The sequence below is a fragment of the Clostridiales bacterium genome (genome assembly GCA_014799665.1).
Lineage (GTDB): Bacteria > Bacillota > Clostridia > Christensenellales > Pumilibacteraceae > Anaerocaecibacter.
The window spans coordinates 287,582-309,638 of the sequence record JAAVHP010000012.1; the positions used below are offsets into that span (position 1 = coordinate 287,582).

A 22,057-nucleotide genomic window follows, 5' to 3' on the forward strand; every position below is an offset into this window, starting at 1 on the left:
ATGTGAATAAACTATGAATATCGTCTAAAAAATTGCGCGAATTATGGTTGGTTTGTATTGACAATTGCGCTTAAATGTATTATAATTATCAAATGAATAATGTCGAATAGTGTACATATCGGGATTATAAAACACACTTTACGGCAAAAACCATCCGAGAGTAGGGATGAAAAACAATGAAAACTTCAAAGCAATCAGTTAAATTCAAAACACGTTTCACGTCAATCATCGTTTGTTTGGCGCTTGTTTTGTGCGCGGTATTGTCGTTCGGTTTCACGTTACCGCGCAGTAGGGCGGCGGGCGAAGACGATACTGCGTCTACCACTGCGGAAAATAACGTAGGCATCCGCTTCGTTCAGGTTGCGGCGGGCGCCGACTTTGCGATAGGTCTTTCGTATGACGGTAAGATTTACGGTTGGAGCTTACTTGCCAATAGATCAACGGCTACTTCCTTTAATACCGGCGCGACTACTCTCGGCGGGTATTATACGGGTACTCCTACGGAAATCGAGTTCAGCTTCCTCGTAGGTCCGGGTTCCGAGGGTAGAAACCAATGGAACGCCAACGGTACCGGCTCGGCAATGTACCACACCACGTACGAAACTTATAACATAGGCAAAGAAGAAAGCGCCAAGCTTTCTGCTAAGGTCAAATACATAGCGGCAACTCGCACCTCCGCCGCGCTCGTTACGACCGATAACTATATTTATACTTGGGGTAAAGACGACGCCGACGCTTATATGTCGGATACCAATACTTATCCCCATTATTTATTGTATCGCGAAACGACAGATAACGATACAAGACCTTGGTACAGACCTTATATCATTCACTATCAATACGGCGACACTAACGAAGCGATAGGCTTCTTCACTCCCAAATACACCGATAACAATAACGGTATTGCCGGCGATGTAACTATTAACCAAATAGAGGGTTCCGAGAACAACTATATAATTTCGTTTAGGCGCGGAACGCAAAATTATTTGTACGTTTGGGGTTCTCGCTTGTATTCGTTGCCGAATACCGCAATAAAAGATGGTGATCCGTACGATTACGTCAGTTCGACGAGCGGTACCGAAAACGGCTCGGAAATGGCAAGCGGATATACCAATTTATATGTTTACAGAACAGATCTCGCTACCGGTAGCTTGGTTGCGGGCGGTTATAATATTGGCGTAAATAACGGCGAACTGCATTTGCGCGGCAAAAACTTCCTTACGTCCGAGAGCGTTACCACGACTACGGGAACCATAACGACTTCGCCTTATATTAAGGCGGTTTCCGGCGGAACCTCCGATATCGCGTTCGGTGATTCTACTGTGGTAAAGAACGCAGTAATCGGCGGAAAGGGTAACGGCGTAGGCAGTAACGGTATTATATTGGGTCCGGCCTCTTCCGAAGGCGGTTCGAGCAATAAAGAGTTCGACGCTGAGGGTAGCAATAAAAATATCTACTATGCCAAACAAGACTTTGATTTGACGTATAAAACGAATAGCCAGGTGGCGTTAAAAGATGCGCATAACGCGCCGATAAACGGCACTGCCGACCTTAAAGCTATTCAGTACGGTGTATCGCTCGGTAATGAGGTTGGATACGGAATTGCCGGCGCCGACGAAAACGGCGGTAACCTCTATGTTTGGGGTGATAACTCTAAGGGACAGTACGGTAATACTACGAGTATCAGCTCGGCAAATGTTGCACAGGTGACGGGCATCTCAAATGTTGTCGCAGTTGCGGCAGGCAAACAACTGAGCGGTTCGGTTAAAGCTTTTAATAGCCTTACCGGAACTTTCGATAGTGCAAATACAAACGACTTTGTCGCCGGCGCCAAAAACGGCGAAGACTTTATATCCGGCGCGATTAAAAGCGACGGCTCGCTCCTTATTTGGAGTAATAAAAATACCGATCTCACGCCTATTACTTACGGCGATACAGTAAATGTTACCGAAGCCGATAAGTTTATAGCGGTTTATTCGGGCTACGGCAATCATATATTCGCATTGACCGCAGTCGGTAAGCTCATGCATATCGAGTGGGACGCAGAAAATAATAACTACAAGAAAACGCGCTACGACACATTCGGCGGCGTTACCAATTGGACTGTAAACAGCGGCAATACGTTCTCGTTTGCAGCCAAGACCGCGCCCGCGTTGGATACCAACGGCGCGCCGCAAGCCGCAACCTTCGATACGGCTACATTCTACGTATGGTCGGCGACCAACACGGCAAACGTTACCGACGAAAACACCGACGGCAAATATTCTAATTACAATTCGCTTGTCGCGACCAATGCGGTAGGCGACGTTTACCGTATCTTGGGCTTGCAGAACGAAAGCAAGAAGACAAACCTTGTAAGGACGGATAGCATTAACGCTGAAAACGATGAGACGACGGGTAATAACGCTTACGCTCCTACATTTAGATTCGGTACTACCGCCATGAGGCCGGAGCAAGCCGCCAATATGTTCACCACAAAGGTGGTTTATGACGCGCAAAAGGGCGTAGGTATTCAAATAACGCCGTTGCGTTCGTCGCGCGGTCAAACGGTTACCGTTGATTTCTATATTGCGCGATATAACAGTGCTGACGCGTTCTCGGCGACCGCGGCAACTACGGACGGCGTTACTACATATACGTTGACCGATCTCGCTACCTATTACGATATTAAAAAGTGCTCTATATCGTTTACGATTGCGGATACGCCTACGATCAAGGTTTTTAACGCGTTCCGCGCTGCTACCGAAGAGGGCAAAACGAGCGGTAACTCGAATATCCCCGTACTCGATCCGAATAACGTAGATAATAAGTACTACTCGATTGCGCTTCAAAACGTGTCGGGCGGTATTCAGGCGCTTGCCGCATATCTTACGACCGACAGCGAAGCTCAGGCTAAGATTGTTAGCGACATAATTGGCGACAAGAATACACAGGGCTGTATGGTTACGGCCGACGCAGGCTTCCCCGCCCAAGCTAAGATAGGGGACGGTAACCTCGACTATTATCTCGGCAGTGACGCTGCGTTGTTCTATAACAATGCATATCAGTATTTGTATTACGACGGCGACGGCGACAGAATTGTTGCGGCTTCTGATACGGTCAACATGAACCCCGGTAGCGGCGGTACGTCCGGCGCTGTTACGGGCAAAGTTATTCCCATTACCATCAGAGTGCAAATCGCCGACGGGTTGTGGAAGAGTGCGATCAATACCGATTTCGATAATGTCTACGGACTTTATAATATTAAGTACGACGGCAGTTATCTTTCGTTCACGTACGATGTTATTCAGTTCGAGGCGTCGAAGTCGACGGGCGACATAACCTATAAGGCGGCAAGCGGCGTTTCTAATGTGTCCGGCTATGTTACGGACGACCAGTCGCGCCGTTTGAATGCTTCGATTAACGCTAACACTCGTGTTATCGGCTTTGATAACGACGGAAATAACAATAACTTCCAGCCGACTGGCACTAGCTCTATTGCATTCAATATAGCCAATTTTGCGGGCGTGTTCAGCCAACCGTCTTTGCGCCTTAACACCAAGCTTGATGACGGCACATATTATTACGGTGCCTCGGACGCTTCGACTGCATTGAGAACGCGCACGATAACGATCGGCGATCCCGTATACGTAGGCAAGGGCACTACGATTAAACTGGAAAATTATATAGGTGAATACGGTTCGCATATTCGATTCGCTTATAATAATTCGATCGATTACTCCAACTTCAACAAACAGTTCGTTGACGAAACGGGCAACAACAGAACGATTATTTCGCTAAGCGACGGCTTGAATATAGTCGTTACCCCTACGATTGCCAAGAATATCGATTTTGAGATAGCAATTCAGCGGTTCAGCGATACGGCTAATCGCGCGGTATTCGGCAGAGCAGTAACTACGGGCGGAACAACTAGCACCGTGTACGACGAGAAGATACTTGTTCGTTTTGTGTTCACCAACATAATCGACTTCTCGTTCACTGCCACAAGCGAAAATACTGTTTGGACGATCAACAAGACCGAAAAAATCAGCTTGTTCGACGATGCCGAAGCAATCAATAACGCTTACGCCAATATCTCGATTGCCGATCCCGACGCCAGAACTACGCTTACCAATGCGGTGAGAATAGTCGAAATCGTATCGTCCGAAACGGGCAAGAACGACAACCTTAGGCTGTTCAAATATACGCCGATCGGAAACAGGTCGATTGAAATCGAGCCGCTTGTATCCGGTACGGGTACGCTCCAATTTATAGCTACGGTTTACGGCAAATCGCTGTTCTTCTCGCTTACGTTCCACGTGTCGGCTAAGACCACGCTTAACAGCTCGGTTACCGTAGTCGACGACCAATATCTTTACATTTCGGATATAAAGAACAAGCTTATTCAGGCTAACACCTTCGAGGATCAAGACAGCCATAACGCCGAGCTCGACGATTATAATGTACTTGTTAACGATATAAGAAACCCCGAAGAATCAAGCGCTATCAAAAAGGTATATAACGCGTTCTACTTCACCAACGCGGCGGGCGAGACCGTTCAGCCCGGCTTTGTCAGCAACGTAGTAATCGAGGGCAGAACGACGAGCGAGCCTACAATTCGTATCGTTGCGGGCGAAACGTCAAAGGATAACGACGTCACGTTCTATATGCATGTCAAGTTCGTGCGCGGTAACTTCACTACTTACGTCGATGCGGAAGCGGAAGAGGGTAACGTTCTCGAAGTTATTATACCCGTCGTCTCGGGCAAGATCATCATACCCATGACGATCGCCATCAACTGCAAGAGCCCTGCCGATACCGAGTACGTATCGTATAACGAAACGCACGGCGTGAATACACAGGCAACGATCAATATGGCGACTCTGCTCGACTCCATAAACGTAGAGGCGTCCAATCTTTACGACGTGTTCCTCGTTTCGTCGGGTAGCAACACGAGTAACTACTTCAACTATGCGCCTTCGGCTAACAAGAAGAGCGTAGTTATATCGCCGCTTTACAATACCCCCCGCAACGAGGAGGATAACCAGCCCGAGCCTGTAGAAATCAACGTTTCGGTTTCCAACGGTTCGCGATACATGGTCGTTTCCTTCTATATTACGGTGGACGGAATACTTACGACACTTCCGCTCAGCAAGTCGACTGGCGACGGCACGACGATCGGCTACGGCGAGATTTGGTTGTATTCCTTCCTTATTGTATTCGGCGTACTTCTCATAATCTTTATCATTCGTCTTATCGTATACTTCCGCAAACGCGCCAAGCAGCGTGCGCTTATCAAGCGTAACCAAGAGCTTATCCGTATGCGCGATCGTATGCACAACAAAGCGAACGCGGCCAGCAAAGAGCAAGTCGTTAAGACCAAGCTTAAAATGGAAGATCCCAAGTATGCTAAGCTCTTTAACGACATGCGTAAGAACAAGGAAGAGGAGAGCGGTATACTTCTCGAAAATTCCGATCTTGCTGCTACCGCAGATGCTAAGACCAAGAAGAACAAAAAGAAAAAGGCAGGCAAGAAGAAGTCTGTCGCCGAGCTTAAAGCCGAGTTAGAGGCCAAGAAGGCGGCGTTTGCGGCTGCGCAGCAGAATGCTCAGCCCGTGAACCCGTTCGAAGCGGACGTCCCGATGGGCGATCCCGGCTTCGGTGCGCCTAATGACGGCTTCGGCGATCCCAACGGCTTCGGTGGCGACGGTTTCGGCGACCCTAATGGCTTTGGCGGCGATGGGTTCGGCGGCGACGCTTTCAGTGCCGAGCCTATGGACGGCGGTGAGATCGTGTTTGACGCGTCCGATCTCGGCGACGGTATGTAAGGAGGGCGCAAACGATGTTTAAGAGTAATATAAAACGCAATTTAATACTGTTTGTTACGCTCGTAATGGCTCTTGCTTCTGTCGTTGTGGCGTTCCTCATTGCTCCTTCGGCAAAAGCGGAAGGTAACAATTCCGGCGCGGACGGCGCGGCCAATCTTATTAAGATAACTATGGACGTTAACGGTATCGACGCCAACGGCAACGCCCTCGACGGCGTTACAAACGCGCGCGACGACAGCCCTACAAAAGTCGATACCAACAACCTCTTGCATTATCGCAGAAGATATTTCTATATCGCTGTTGCCGGTAAAGTTTTGTCGTCCGTAAATGTTGACAACTTTTTCTATGACGGCAACACTATCGTTAACGGTAGCGGTTGTGTCAACGTAGGTATAGAAGAGGGCATGAACAACCAAAGTATCTACGTTGAAGCGATCAAGCTTACCAACGCAAGTACTCCCGCTTACTTCTCGGTAGGTATAACTGACGGTAACGAAAAGTATACCATTAATTTCGAAGTAACGGTAGAAGATACTTTCGCAATGCTCGGCGATCCCACAAACGGCGGCATTACCGATCAGCATTCGACCAAGTCTCAGTTGTACGTCGGTTACAGGACTAACGAAAACGGCGAGTACGATGTTCCCAACCATAACGCAGTATCTTATAAGGGCGAAGGCGAACACGACTCTATCTTGACCGTTCCCAATTACTCCACGCTTTCGGTCAATCTCAATGATTATCTTGTTGGCAGAGCGTTGTATTATGAGTCAAAGACGCTTGACGACGGTAATTACAGTACTGCTATTCGCGAGCCCAATACCAAGATTTGGACTATTAAGTCGGCATATAACTTCAAAATCAACAGTGCGGCATTCGTCAACCTCGGCGGCGTAATAAAAGACCCTATTTACAGCCAGTCGACAAGCACAGTGCGTATCTCGCCCGTGTTCACCGCGCGTATAGAAGTATCCAACGAAACCATTCGTGATTTCAAGGGTAATTTCTGGGACAGCATCCATTTGCTTCAACTTTCCATAAGCCAAGTATCGGGTACTTCAAGCGCAAAAACGATTTACATTCCCGTCAGGTTTACGGCGTACAATCCGCAAGTAAAAGAAATCAACTCCAGCTACATGCGGCTCAACGTAACGTCGCAAAATACGTTCGACTTCGATAAAAGGGCGTATTTGAATGCGGACGGCGCTGCGGTGAACGATCAGTACGATTACAGTGCAATTTTAATTCGTCCTACGGACCTTATCGAGTATTCGTTCCCCGACTCGTACGGTAAGATGACGTTCTTGTGGTCGGGCACGTACCTTAACGGCTCGCACGAGGACCTTACCGTTCCCGGTATGACGGTAACGCGTGAGCCGGACGATGTGACTAACGACGAACGCTATCCCGAGGTTATCCGTATTTTGGGTACAACAGGCGCAAGCGTTGCTAACAGTAACTTCACCGTAACTCTTACCGTCGTCTATTACACGTCGGCAACATCTTACGACCAGATAGCCGTAAATGTTTCGGTCGAAACGTACGGCGGATATATTGTTAACTTTGCGCCGATCAACGGTAAAAAATCGGTAGGGTATAACGTTCTTAACGCTAACGTTTTCGCGGAAATGCGCGAGCGCGGATACTTGCTCACGGAAGCAACCTCCAATAATATAGACCAGCTCGGCGTAGACCTCAGCAACAACGTTCTTACTCTCACGCCCAACGTCGACAAGATCGACGGTCAAACGACTGCGACGATTGCGCTTACCTTCACCAACAACAGCAATCAGAAGCTTACATTCGATTCGGGCGTCGTAAATATCAACGTTAACGCTGGCAGCCTTTTCGCTCGGTTCGAGGATTGGCAGGCATGGCTTATTATTGCAGCATGCATACTCGCGGGTATCATAGTTATACTTCTTATCGTGTGGTTGTTCATCCATTCGATATCCAAGCACCGTCAGGAAGAGCTTGCAACGCAAGCGCCCGTATCGTCCTATATCGTCAAGCTTAACTCGACGATTGCGGCAACACAGGCACAGCAGCGCGCCGCGCAAACGCAGGCGCTTTCGCAGGCGAGCGCGCAAATGCTTTTGGGCGCAGGCCCTGCCGGCACTGCCGCGCCTCCGCCTGACACTCTTGCCTTGGCTTCGGGCGCAATGTCTCAACCCGGTTCTATGCCCGGCGCTACAAGCGAGCCCAAGGCGAGCGAGCCCGGTTCGTCCGCACCCGGTACGGACAGCGGCGAGGACCTTAATGCGCTTATCGCCAAGTATATTACCGACGAGGAGCTTTTGGAGCGTATATTCGTAGAGAAGTACGAGCCGAAGGGCATGATACGTCGCACGTTCTTCAAGTCCAAGGATCTTCAAACGCGCGAGCTCGAAAAAGAGAAGAAGCGCATTATAGATCGTTACAATTCGCCCATGCCTATGGACGAAGCTATCATGAGCGAAGCGGAGATAGCAAGAGGCGCCACGTCTTCTTCGCCTGCGACGAGCACACCCGAGGAAACGGGTCCTTCGTATGCGGAAATGTTTGTACTCAGCTTCAATCCCGACGATCCGCTCTACGTCGAGCCGGAGAAAGCATCCGACGAATTCGCCGACGAGAAAATCGATCTCGACGTCAGTCCCGAGGAAGCGCGAGTACGCGAGCTCGAACATCGCGACGATATTCTCGCCAAAGAGCTTGAAGAGCTTAAACGCCGTCTCGATAACCTTCAATCCGAGCTTGGCAAAGCCAAGTCGATTGAGGACGAGCTTCGCGAAAAGATTGCAAAAGCCGAATCCGACGACGAGCAGTACGGCAAGGATATCGAGCAACTCGAATTCTCGCTTGCTACCGCCAAGAACAAGGATAAGGAACGCATTACGCGCGATATCGGTATTAAGGAAGAGAAGAAGAAACGCAACCTCGACGATCTCGACAAGCTCAGAAAAGAGCTGGAAGCGCTTCTCGGCAGTTCCGAAAAACTTGTGTCCATCAACACCAACTACACCGATATTCAAACGCAAAAGATCACAGAGCGGGAAGCGCTCGCAGGCGATCTCACGAAAGCCCGCGCAGAGCTCGACGCATACCTCGAACGTTTGCGTAAGGTTCAGGCGCGTCAAGAGCTTGAGAGCAAGATCAACAGCCTTACGCCGCTCCTTCAAGAAGTCAACCATACCGATTACGAGCTTCGCGCTATGGACAACGGCGAGCAGAAGCTCAATAAAGAACGCGAGACGCTCAAAGACGCTGTCGCTGCGGCGAAAGCTCAGATCATGGGCGCGACCGATTTCGGTATAATAAGCGATCTCAACACCGAGATTTCGGATGCAAACTCGCGCTTGTCCGATATCGAAAGGGAAATCACTCTGTCGACCAAAAAGCGTTCCCAGCTCAATATCGAGTTCAACGCTCAGCGTCGTAAAGCCAACGAGTTTTGCGAGAAGAACGATATCCCGCTCGAAGAGATCATCAAAGCCGAGGACCTTGTTATCGGTAATATCGAGCTAGATATTCACAAGTCGCTCAGAGAGAAGGACAAGGAAGACGCCGAGATGGCAGTCGCTGCCGCGCAGGCCGTGTACGACGATTTGTCGGTATCCGCCAACGACGTTACGCTTATCGCTATGGACGTTGCGGCAGGCATCAAGGATATCGAGGACGAGATCGAAACGCTTCAAGCCGAGCTCGACGCCGTCAATGCTCAAATGGAAACGGCATCGGACGATGAACAGCTCATACTCATGGTTGAGCAGGGCGACAAGTCCGATAAGATCGAGGAGCTCAAGGCCCAGCTCGAACAAGCCAATATCGAGGGCACCAAGCGCAAGATGGAGGCTCAGGCCGAGCACGACGAAAAACTCGAGGCCGCGCGTGTCAAGCTTGGCGAAGCGCAAGAGGAATTCGAAAGAGCGAGCGGCGCTTACGACGATCTTGTCAATAACACCAACCCGCTTGACCTCATCATTTCGGGCAGCGGTGTAATCAGCCAAGATCAAAAGAAGATAGAAGCCGAGAACCTCAAAAAGCAGCTTGAACGTTCCAAGAACGAAATCGAGCAAGCCCGTCTTGCCGCGCAAATGGCGCAGGAACAGGCCGAGCAAGCCCGTCTCGAAGCGGAACGCGCCGCGGAGGAAGCAAGGCTGGAAGCCGAGCGTGCCGCAGAAGAGGCTCGACAGGAAGCGGAACGCGCCGCAGAAGAAGCCGCGCGCAATGCACAAGAGGAAATCGAGAAAGAGAAGCAGGCCCGCTTAGAAGCCGAAGAAAAAGCGCGTAAGGACGTTGAAGAAGCCGAACGCGCCAAGCGCGAGCTCGAAGAATCGGTAGCCGCAGAGCAGGAAGAAGCTAAGCGCAAAGCTCAGGAAGAAGCCGAGGAAGCGCAGCGCAGGGCCCAAGAGGAAGCTGAAGAAGCGCAGCGTAAAGCTCAGGAAGAAGCCGAAGAAGCGCAGCGCAGAGCCCAAGAAGAAGCCGAAGAAGCTAAGCGCAAGGCTCAGGAAGAAAACGACGAAGCCATGCGCAGAGTTCAGGAAGAAGCCGAGGAAGCGCAGCGCAGAGCCCAAGAGGAGGCCGAAGAAGCCAAGCGTAAGGCTCAGGAAGAAATCGACGAAATGCGCCGCAAGGCCGAGGAAGAAGCCGAGGCTAAGCGCTTAGAGGAAGAGAACAAGCGTAAAGAGGAAGAAGAGCGTCTTAAAGCCGAGCAAGAAAAGGCGGATATGATCGCCAAGAAAGTTGCTATGCGTAAGGATCAAATCATCGCCATTCGTAACGAGATGAAAGATCTCAAAGGCGACGAGGATGCTAAGAACCTTCGCGAGCGCTTGTACAACATTCAGCTCACGTATGACGAGGACGAAAAAGGCTCTTCCGAGCTCATGGACTTCTACAACAAGACCATGGACGATATTACTAGCGCAGGCGAGATTGCGCGGCTTAAAGCGGAGAACGCGAAAAAGCCTCAGCGCGTCGTTCGCAAGGTTACGGAGCGCGTCAACCGCATCGCCAAGAAGAAACCTGCGCAACGCTCGAGAAACGGTGCCCGTCCCGGATCACGTTCCGGCGCAAGGCCCGCTTCGCGTGCAGGCGCAAGGCCCGCTTCGCGTGCAGGCGCGAGACCCGCTTCGCGTGCAGGTGCGAGGCCCGCGGCACGTCCCGGTGCAAGACCCGCGACGCGTCCCAGTCAACGCCCCAACCGTCCGAGGTAACGTGGGACACAATAGGTACGTATGGTAAAACGGTGTCGTCCGTAAGGGCGACACCGCATTACGGAAAATAACAAAGTAAAAACATAACAAATGCGAGGAACATTTATGGACAGTCAAGACAAGACGACTTTTTCGTTGGACGATGAGGAAATCGTAGAAGAAGAATTCACCGAGCGCGACGAGGAGTACGACGACGGCGAAGAGGAATACGACGACTACGACGACGAGGAGTACGACGACGAGGACTACGACGACGAAGAGTATGACGACGATTATGCCGAAGAGGACTACGACGACGGCTATAACGACGACTACTATGACGATCGCTTAAACAAAGTTCTCGACGAGATTGCCGAACTTAAACGCGGAATGGCGCCTGCTGTTCAGCAACAGCCGCAGATACAGCAGCAGCCTATTTTCCAGCCGCCGCAGTATATCTATCAGCCTTCGGCGCCGCCCGCGGGCAGCGAAGTCGTTATGTATAACGAGATTTCTCGTTTGCGCGACGAGCTTGCCAAGAACACGACGAGTCTTGAGATGCAGAAAGAGCTTACCCGTATGAAAGAGGATATGGCTCGCGATCAAAAGATAGCCGAGGCAGAGCACAAAGCGGAAATTCAACGGTTGCAAAGTAGAATTGACGACCTACTAAAAAACGCGGAAAGCCCTCAAGGTGAACTTACCGCCGGCTCGCAAGAGCAGCAGGGAAGACTTGAGGGCGGTCAATCCAATTCAATCGACGTTGAAAAACTTCTTTCTATCAACGAGGCCGTTCTTCGCGCCACTCGCGACAGCGACGCGCGTTTGCAGGGCGAGATAGGAAGCATTAAGAAACAGCTCGAAGAGCTTCCTTCGTTAAAGGAGCTCAACGGCGCGGTTTCGGCTGTCAAAAAGGCTGCCAGCAATATGGACGGCGCGTCGCAGGACGTTCTTAATAAGATTTCGTCCGATATCGCCGCACTTAAAGCCTCGCTCGAGGATAAAAACGCGCCCGCTTCTCCCGTAGTTTCGGGCTCGGGCAGTGTGGATACCGCCGAACTTTTGCGTCAGCTTTACGAGATAAAGCTTTCGCTCGGCAGTGCGTCCGAGCAGATGACGGCGAACACCAAAGCGCTAAGCGAGCTTGCCAACGAGTATAAAAAGGTCAATAACGCCGTGCGTTCTCAGGGCGTTATGTTCAAGGACAAGCTCACGACGGTATTTAACTACGCCAAAAAGCTTACCGACAGCAATATTCCCGACGCGGTCGATCTTTTGGGCGCTACGGCTTCGCTTGCGAGCGAGCTTGCTTCGCAGCCCTTGACCCGTTCGGTATTTTCCGACGTTACCTCTTTCTGCTCGGAGCGCGGAATAACTTCGATTACGCCCGCCGTTCGCGACAGCGCGGAACGCTTTTTCAGCGCAAGCGATAAGATCGCGGTAGCACCCGTTGATAAGTACGGCGACTATCTGCCCGATATCGTAGCGGCTGTTAACACGCTTGAGGGCAACACCAGACAGCAAGCCAATGCAGCTATCGTCGAGAAGATAACCAAAATCTTAATCGGCGACGGCGAAAGCAAGCCCGAGGACAGCAAGGACGAGCTTAACGAGCTTATCGACGAGCTCACCGGCTTGACCGTAAGTGATCTTAACGTTCTTCCCGATATCGACACTCCCGTATACACGGAGGAGCAGTCGGAGGAAGCTGTTGAAAGCATTTTCGACAAGCTAGAAGAAATCAAAGAAGCCGTGCTTAACTGCATCGCTTCGCCCGAAGCCGAGGCAGGCGCGGAAGCTGAGGTAGAACAGCCCGCAGAAGAACAACAGGCAGTTGAAGAACAGACCGAGGTTGTAGAGGAAGCCGTCGCTCAGCCGAGCGAAGTGCTCGCTGCTATCGAGGAGCTTCGCGCTCAGCTCGCGTCGGTCACTGAAACGCCTGATATGTCGGAAGCGCTCGAAGAGCTTCGTAACTCCTATTTGGACATTTCGAACAAGCTCGTAGACATTTCCGAGAAGATACAAGAGCCTATTACGGTCGACGCGCCTATAATGAGCGACGACGATAAGCAGCAAACGATAGACGACCTTGCGTATATCAAAAACAAGCTCGACGAGTACGACGAGTTGTTTACACAGATAGGCGAGCTCCGCACCGATATCATCGGTTTGACGGGTTCCGCCGCGGTACACGAAGTAAACGAGGGCGACGGCGACAAGATAAGCGGACTCCTCGGCGAGCTCAATACGCAGTTCGATAAACTGTACGAGGATTTGTCGAATGCTATTATTGAAACGGAAACCAATATTATAAGTCGCTTGGGCGATGGCTTGACCGCCGAAACGGTCGAGAACGCCAAGAACGATATTATTTCCGAAACGCAAGCTGCTAAGAACGATATCATTAACGAGGCGCAAGCCGCTAAAACCGATATCATTAACGAGACGCAGGCTGTTAAGAACGATATCCTTGTGGAAACGCAGGCTATCAAGGATAACCTCCTCACCATTTCGGATATGGTGTACGCGCTGCCTATAGTCGACACGCTCGATAGCGTCAAGGCGGAAATTCTTGCCGACACGCAGGCTATCAAAGAACTCGTTATCGCTCAAACTCCCGCCGACAGTTACGCTATGGCGGAGGCGATCGAGCAGCTCCGAGCCGATGTCGCGTATATGCGCGAACAAGCGGAAAACAACGCGAGCGGTCAAACAGGCGAGACCGAGCAAAATGCCAACGAGAGCGTTTTGGCTTATCTTGACGACATATCTGCGCGAATCGACGCTATCGTCGAGGACGCGGGCATAATCAAAGAAAACGTTCAGCCGCTTGCGGACAGCATGGCTTCCGTATCGAGCAACGTTACTGCCGTGTATGACAGCGTGCTTAACGTCAGCGAGGGCGTAAACGGCCTCACCGACAGCATGGCTCAGGTCACTGAGAGCATGGCGCTCGTAAACGACAGCCTTGCAAACAACACCGATACGGTCACTGCGCTCGGCGACAATATTGCTGCGATCAACGATAACGTGGCTGCGATCAACGATAATGTGGCTTCGGCACGCGACGCCGCTACCGCTACGCTCGACGCACTCACTCCCATCACCGAACAGCTCAACGCCATACTCGACAGGCTCGACGGCGCGGGTGAGGGCGCGGCAACCGAGGATAGCGTAAGCTACACAGAAGAAACTGCGGAACCCGCCGAGAGCGGCGCGGAACTTACCGAGATCAAAGAGGGTATCAACACTATTCTCGATACGCTTCCGCTTATTCCCCAAGCCGACGACTTGATCACCGCGCGCGACAATACGTATTCGATACTCGACCAGATTGCGCTCTTGCCGCAAGCCGAGGATGTTACGTATACGCGTGACACTGTTGCCGCTATTCTCGACGCGGTAAATGCGCTTGCCGAGAACCTCGAAGCGGTCAAGAACGGTCAGGGCGCAGAAAGCGCGGCTGCGGACGAGGATGTCACCGCGCTCACCGAAGCGACTGCCGCGGACGTTGCGTACATTAAGCAAATTCTCGACGAACAGGCGGAAAAGGAATCGGATGCCGATACGCTTGCCGCGCTTGTCAGCGACGTCGAGCAAGTGCTCGCCAAGATCGAGGACTACGAAAATCTTGCGGCGCTCAATAAGCAGGAAATTATAGATACCGTTTCGGGTATCCGCGAGGAGATCCATATCTCCACGCTCGACGAGAACATGTCGGCGGCAGGTGTGGACAGCGAAACCCGTGACGCGCTTCTCAGCGAAATATCCGAGATACGCGAGCGGCTCGGCGCAATCGAGAGCAACGCTCAGTCTACCAACGACGTAAACGTAGCCGCGCTTGACGGGCTTGCCGACCAACTCGCTGCGCTCCAAGCCTCGATCGACGATATGCTCGCCATGACCGCTCCCGCCGACGAGGAGGGTATGGAAGAAGCCGAGGGCGAGCAAGCCGCTTCGCAATCGTCTGACTTACAGGCTGTTTTGGACGAGCTCGCGCTTATTCGCGACAGGCTCGAAGCTCAAGCCGAGTACGATACCGTAGAGGAGATCCTTTCGCTTCGCGACGACGTTAAAGCCGCGCGCATAGTCGATCAGGACGAGGTTTCGAGCGAGCTCGAAGCGATCAAGAATGAACTTGCCGCTATATCTTCCGGCAACATACTCGACGAGATTCGCGCGCTTCGCGAGGATATAATCAATCTTCCTATGGGTGAAGCCGGTTCCGCGCCTACCGACGGCGAAATCAACCTTGTGCTCAACGAGATAGTTTCGCTTAGAGATGAAGTATTCGCGTTCAAGGACGAGGTACTCGGTGCGGCGTCGAACGGCGAAGAGATCCCGCAGGACGGCGAAGAAGCTGAGGGCGAGATCGCTGTTGACGGCAACGACGATTTCAATGTAATACTCGACGAGCTCACCGCACTCCGTGCCGATCAAACGGCGCTCAGCGGCAACGTCGACGAGCTTAAAGACCTTATCAGCCGCAGAACGACCATCGGCGCAGCCGAGGGCGAGGAAGGCGAGGGCGGTGCTTCGGCGGAGCTCGACGTAGTGCTCGACGAGATAATCAATCTCAAAAACGATATTTCTCGCATAGAAGAACTCGTCGGTGAGGACAGACTGTCCGCAGTCGCCGAGCAGGTAGAGGAGATCCGCGCGCTGCTCGAAGAACGCGGCGGCGCAGCGACCGAAGCGACCGAGGACGGTGAAGCTTATGCTTATGCCGAGCAGGACGGCGGAGCTATCGACCTCACGCCTATAATGGAGCAGTTCGATAACATCAACGCCGCGCTCGACGAGTTGCGCCTTAACCGCGAAACACCGATCGGTGACGAGGACGCGACGGTAGGCGCAATGACGCTCACCGAACGGTTCGACGAACTGCATAACGAAATATACGATATCAAGCTCGCTATCGACGACATCGCGGACAGCGCGATCGCTTCCCGCGAGGAAGCTCAAGCGCAAGAGCCTACGTTTACGGGCGATGCGGATATGGACGCGCTCCGCGCCGAGATAGAAGCATTGCGCGCAGAGAACGAACAACTCCGTTCCGAGAGCTACGAAGGGCTCCGTGCCGAGCTTACCGAGCTCAAAGACGCAGTGCGCGATATGGCGCTTTCTTCTGCGCCTACGACCGACGAAAACGGCGATACTTCTTACGCCGCGCTTATCGATGAGATCCGCGCGCTTCGCGATGAAGTCGCTATGACCAAGACCTACGGTCAGGCTCCCACGCTTGAAGAAACTGTGCAGGCGATCCGCGAGGCGCTCGCGAGCGAACAGGCGGAAGCTGTTCCGCAGAGCGGGCTTGCCGAAGAACTCGGCGAGATCCGCGACGAGATTGCACAGCTCCGTTCGCTTACCACCGTATCGGCGGAGAACGGTGGCGTAGCGGAAGTTGCGGCTATCCGTGACGAGATCGCAGAGCTTCGCGAAATGCTTGCTTCGACCGACAACCTTGCCGGCGTGAGCGAGGACCTTGCGACGATCAAGACAGACGTGCAAGCGCTCAAAGAAGAACCCGATCTCGGCGTAATGAGCGAGATACTCGCACTTCGCGACGAGTTCCAGGCACTGCGCGAGCAAATAGAAGAAGTCAAGCACGTAGCAGAAAAGACCGACAAGTCGAGTGATGAACAGCTTTTGGTCGAGGTCCAATCGCTCCGCGATCAGTTGTTCGCTATCAGCATGGCTAACATCAACGATCCTAATTCGGGCGAGTCTAACTACGAGAGCTACAACAATATCATACTTGACGAGCTCGGCTCGCTGCGCGACCATGTAACGGCAGTCGGTTCGTCGAGCGACCTCGATGCTATCACCGAGCAGTTCAACGACTTGAAAGCTACGATCGAAGCGAACGCCGAAGCGGTCGACACCATTAACGATCGTATCGATGCGTTGGGCGACCGCGTGACCGAGCTTGACAGCGCGGGTGCATCGTCCAGGATACTCGAAGAACTCGACAGTATTCGCACCGACATGGCTAATCAGCGCGACGCGGATATGACTTCGCTCAACTTCATGTCGGAGATGGCGAAGCTTCTCGAACGCCAGAACCAGTATCTGAGCGAGAACGTCAATACCAATATCAGCGACGAGCTCGAAAGCCTTAAAGCCGAAATCGCTTCGTCTGACGCGGTTGCCGAAGAGGTAGCCAAGTTGCGCGAAGTTATGGTCCAGTCGGGCAGTGCAGCGGATAACGACAGTATCCTTGCCGAACTTGCCGACCTTCGCGAAGAACTCAGCCGCGAAAAACCGAGCAAGGAGAACGCGTTGATACTCGACGCTATATCCAGGCTCCGCGACGAGATAACCGTGCTTGCGGAACGCGAGGAAGCGCGCGACATCAGTTCGGATGCGGGCTTATCGGATAGCCTTTCCGATCTAAAAGAGCAACTTAACGAGATAGCGGGCATAGTCGAGCCTGCGGCAGCAAAACCTGCGGCACCTAAGCCCGCAGCGGCAAAATCCGCCGCTAAGCGCGGAAGAAAGCCCGGCTCGGGCAGTGGCGCTAAGTCGGGTGCGAAAAAGTCGTCCGCAAGCGGCGCTAAGAAATCGACTTCGAGCAAGCCCCGCGCCAAAAAGCCGACGGTAGTCGAGCAACCGCCCGTAGTAGACGAGTTCGATGACGTGAACGATACGGCGGTCGCGCACAGCGACGTTATCACCGAGCAGATCCTGACGCCCGCGTCGCGCTACGAGACTGACTTCGACGCGATAATCGACGAACAGGCGAGCAAGCTTGGCGGCGACGGCGAGTACGGGCTCGATCCCACAATGACGACTACCGACGCCATGGATATGGCGGATAAGCTCGCTAAGCAGGTCGCTAACAAGCTTATAATGGAACAGCTTGTCGAACAGCTCGGCGACGGCGGCGTAAGCGAGGACCGCGTTGACGAGATTTTGCGCGATATCTTGCCGCAAGAGTTCACTACGATCGCTGAAACCGAAGCGTCCGATAAGGTGCGTAGACTCGCTAACCAGCTCGTTCTCGATAAGCTCAGAAGCCGCTTGAACGGCAAGAAGCCCGGTCGCGACGATGACTAGTAGTTGTGTTTCCTTACTTCTTTTGAAAAAGAAGTAAGCAAGAAAACTTTAAGTTTTAGAATGCGTGGTAGAAATACCGCGCATTTCTTTTTGTGTGGAAAAGTAAAACAAACAACAGCCTTCCCCAAATGGGGAAGGTGGCGGCGAGGAACGAGCCGACGGATGAGGGCTCTGCTAAATTTTGTCGTTATCAGCCTTCCCCTCAGGGGGAAGGTGTCACGAAGTGACGTCGGTGAACAATTGTAACCTTATAATTAACACGCTTGTCGATACGCTGTCATATACTAAAAAAGATTGTATAGGATGGAAAAGCGTATGCAAAAACTTGTTATCGACGGCGGAAAGCAATTAAGCGGCGAGGTGACCGTGCAGACCGCAAAGAACGCGGCGCTGCCCATAATCGCGGCGTGTATTCTCACTGAGGACACCGTTACTATAAAGAACTGTCCGCATTTGCGCGACATCGACGCCATGCTCGACATTATGCGGCATTTGGGCTGTTTTGCCGAGTTCTACGGCGACGATTTGACCGTGTGTTGTAAAGATATCGCGCTAAACGTCATAAATTCGGATCTAACGGGCAAATTGCGCTCGTCGATATTCATACTGGGCTCGATTCTTTCGCGGTGCAGACGCGCGTATATAAGCCATCCGGGCGGGTGCGAGATAGGACTTAGACCTATAGATTTACATATTGCGGGACTGAAAGGTTTGTCGGTCGATATTATCGACGATTGCGGAGTTATATGCTGTGACGGCTCGCAAATGTCGAGCGCGGTCATCAATCTCGACTTCGCGTCGGTGGGCGCGACCGAAAACCTAATGATGGCGGGCGCACTTTTGGACGGCGAAACGGTTATCGTCAATGCCGCGCGCGAGCCGGAGATCGTCGACCTTGCCAACTTTATAAACGCTATGGGCGGACAGGTGAGCGGCGCGGGCGGCTCGGTCATTAAGATAGAAGGCGTAAAAAAGCTTCACGGCTGTACCTACCGCCCCATGCCCGATCGTATTTGCGCCGGCACGGTGCTTGCCGCCGTCGGCGCGACGGGTGGGAACGTGATAGTGAATAATATAGTGCCCGAACATATTTTGGGAATAACCGAGCGGTTAAAGAAAACGGGCGCAAGGCTCAATTTCCGCGGCGGCTCGGTGCGCATTACCTCAGACGGCAGACCCAAGCCCATACATAAACTCGAAACCAACGTATATCCCGCGTTCCCGACCGATATGCAGCCGCAGTTTTGCGCCATGCTGTTAAAGTCGAGCGGCAGCTCGGTAATAGTCGAAAATCTATTCGAAAATCGGTTCGGCTATACCAACGAGCTGCTTAAAATGGGCGCGAGCATAACCGTAAAGGACAGAATAGCCGTGATAAACGGCGTAAAAGAATTGCACGGCGCAGTGCTTAAAGCGTGCGATCTTCGCGGCGGCGCAGCGCTCGTCATTGCCGCGCTCATGGCGGACGGCAGATCTGTCGTCCACGGAGTAGAGCATATAGACAGGGGATACGAAAGTATTGAAACGACCTTCTCCGCACTCGGCGCGGATATTAAGCGAAGAATAGAATAGTAGTTAGATAATAATTATTAATATATTTTGAAATGCATCATAAAGTTTTGTGCAAACTTTGAGGTGCATTTCATTTATTGTATGTTCTTTTTAATGAGATTCTTCGCTTACGCTCAGAAAAACGGGTAGAATGGCGTTAAGTTATTTATAATGTAATGAAATTACTCGGGTGTAAAGTAAAACATACCACTCAATTCCACACCCGACACTAAAAGTTTCTTGCTTACTTCTTTTCAAAGAAGTAAGGGAAACACTTGATTTTTATATTTGCGTTTGATATAATTTATGTGTATGCGTAATAAGAGGCTTATCGTATTATTATCGGTGGTGCTGGCGCTTATCGTCATTATCGTGGCGACGGGAGCTACTTTTCTTGTGCGCAACGTGGAAGCTTATAATTATTACGGGTATACCGACGGCGGGCTGGATTACGACAGCTACGTGATCGAAGCCGCGGATATCAAGCGTAACAGTTCTATTTTCTTCGTAGACGAGGAAGAAGTCAAAAACAAGGTAGAGCGCGCGTTCCCTAACGTCGGGGTGATCAACGTGGAGCGCAAGTTCCCCGACCGAGTGTCCGTAAACTACGTGGTGTACGAACGAATGTTCCAGTACGAGAACGACGGGCGGTATTACCGTTGCTATTCGTCCTGCCGCATAGGCGAGAGCAGCGCGGAAGCCGCGGGCGACGTTTTCAATGTTAAGACGAACAACCCGACGGCGACGGCGGTCGGCGCGTATTTCCAGTCCGCGGGCAGCTACGACCGCAAGATAATCGAGACGTACATATCGGTCATGCGCAACAAGGGGCTTATCGACAGGCAGATTTCGAGTCACGTTCGGTTTATCGATCTTACGCGCGAGGGGTACGTTTATATCCGTATGAGCTCAGGCTGTTCGATCGAGATACACGGTAGTGTGGATGATTTTGCGAAGTTCCTCGAACGCGGGTTCGATATTTTCGCCGACACGAAGGCCGAGATAAACAAGATTTCGGGGCTTATACGCGTTTGGGAATACAAGGGCGGCGACGGCGATATGCGGAGCTCGTACACGGCGGTCGGCGCGGAGATAGGCAAGCGCGAGGACGGGAGTATCAAATACTATTCCGACGAGCTTTACTACTTAGAGAACTACGGCGAGAATGCCTAAAACTGTTTTCGGTATGTTTTACCGAGAACTTGACAAACGTTTGCACGTGGTGTACAATAGACATTGGTAGGTCAATAGAGGTTTGAATTGAAACAGAGCGTTGCGATATTGGATTTCGGCACGAGCAAGATAACTGTCTTGATCGGTAGTCGCGGGATAAACAACTCGATCTGCATCGACGGAATCGGGGTGTGTGAGTATGCCGGTTTTTCGGGCGGGGTGTGGCTCGATCCCGAGCGGTTGCAGAGCGCGATCGTGTCGGCGATTTCGAGCGCGGAAAACAGCGCGCGCGTTACGGTGGACAAGCTGTACGTGGGCGTGCCCAACGATTTCTCGACCTGCGTAGTGAACGACGTATCCATTTCGCTCAACCGCCGCAGGCGCGTGACCGAGCAGGACGTAGAGGTTCTTCTCGACAGCGGTAACAAGTACAAAGCCGATCTCGATTGGTCGGTCATTAATATTCAAGCGGTGCATTTCTCGCTTGACGACGAGCACAAGCTCGTTGCGCCCGTAGGGCTCATGTCGACGCGGCTTTCGGGCAGTATTTCATATATGCTCGCCAAGCGCGAGTTTATCGATATCGTGACGACGGCGGTGAACAGCGCGGACGTGCCCGAGGTAGAATACGTATCGGCGTCGCTCGCCGAGATATTGTTCCTGTTCGACGATTACACGCGCGATAAGTGCGTTATGCTCGCCGATATCGGCGCTTTGGGCACTGCGCTCACGATCGGGCGCGGCGACGGACTGTGCCGGCAGTATTACTTTTCGTGGGGCGGCGCGCGCATAACGGCGGCGCTTGCCGAATTGTTCGACATTTCCATGCGCGAGGCGGAGCGGCTCAAACACAAAGTGGTGCTCTCGCTCGAACCCGACTACGTTCCGCCCGAGAACGATCCGTCGGTGATCATGCAAACGACATATAACGTTGAGATCGATAACGAGGTGCATTCTTACGGCGTGACCGACGTTAATAACGCGGTGAGGCTTGAAATAGAGCGGCTCGCAAGGTATATCGAAAAAGCGCTCAAAGGCTGTGATTACGAATATCCGGAGTTCGTTCCGCTCTCGATAACGGGCGGCGGGCTCAATTATATACGCGGGGCAAGCGAGTATTTGTCGGAATGCCTGCACCGCGAAGTCGTGGCGGTCAAGCCGCAATTACCCACGCTTACGCGCCCGCAGCTGTCTGCGCCGCTCGGGCTTATGGATATGGTTTTGTCCAATACAGATACGAGCATTAGCATGATCGGCAAGATCAAGCGTTGGTTTAAGAGATAGGTTCCA

6 protein-coding genes are annotated in these 22,057 nt (G+C 52.1%); all 6 read left to right on the top strand.

Translation table 11 applies throughout. From position 1 onward, the window contains the following. Nucleotides 1-176: 176 nt before the first annotated feature. A complete protein-coding gene (locus HDT28_06025; GenBank protein MBD5132127.1) occupies nucleotides 177-5,807 on the top strand; it encodes a hypothetical protein in 5,631 nt (1,876 codons plus the stop codon). Nucleotides 5,808-5,821: 14 nt separating this feature from the next. Continuing rightward, on the top strand, nucleotides 5,822-11,005 hold the full coding sequence (locus tag HDT28_06030; GenBank protein ID MBD5132128.1) for a hypothetical protein: 5,184 nt from the start codon (nucleotides 5,822-5,824) through the stop codon (nucleotides 11,003-11,005). A 105-nt stretch (nucleotides 11,006-11,110) separates the two neighbouring features. After that, a complete protein-coding gene (locus tag HDT28_06035; protein ID MBD5132129.1) occupies nucleotides 11,111-18,043 on the top strand; it encodes a hypothetical protein in 6,933 nt (2,310 codons plus the stop codon). A 315-nt stretch (nucleotides 18,044-18,358) separates the two neighbouring features. Next, nucleotides 18,359-19,615 (top strand): UDP-N-acetylglucosamine 1-carboxyvinyltransferase, encoded by a 1,257-nt coding sequence (murA, locus tag HDT28_06040; protein ID MBD5132130.1) that lies wholly within the window; start codon nucleotides 18,359-18,361, stop codon nucleotides 19,613-19,615. A gap of 291 nt (nucleotides 19,616-19,906) precedes the next feature. Continuing rightward, nucleotides 19,907-20,767, top strand: coding sequence for an FtsQ-type POTRA domain-containing protein (locus tag HDT28_06045; protein MBD5132131.1), 861 nt, complete (start codon nucleotides 19,907-19,909; stop codon nucleotides 20,765-20,767). Nucleotides 20,768-20,854: 87 nt separating this feature from the next. Next, nucleotides 20,855-22,051, top strand: coding sequence for a hypothetical protein (locus HDT28_06050; protein MBD5132132.1), 1,197 nt, complete (start codon nucleotides 20,855-20,857; stop codon nucleotides 22,049-22,051). Nucleotides 22,052-22,057: the final 6 nt, after the last annotated feature.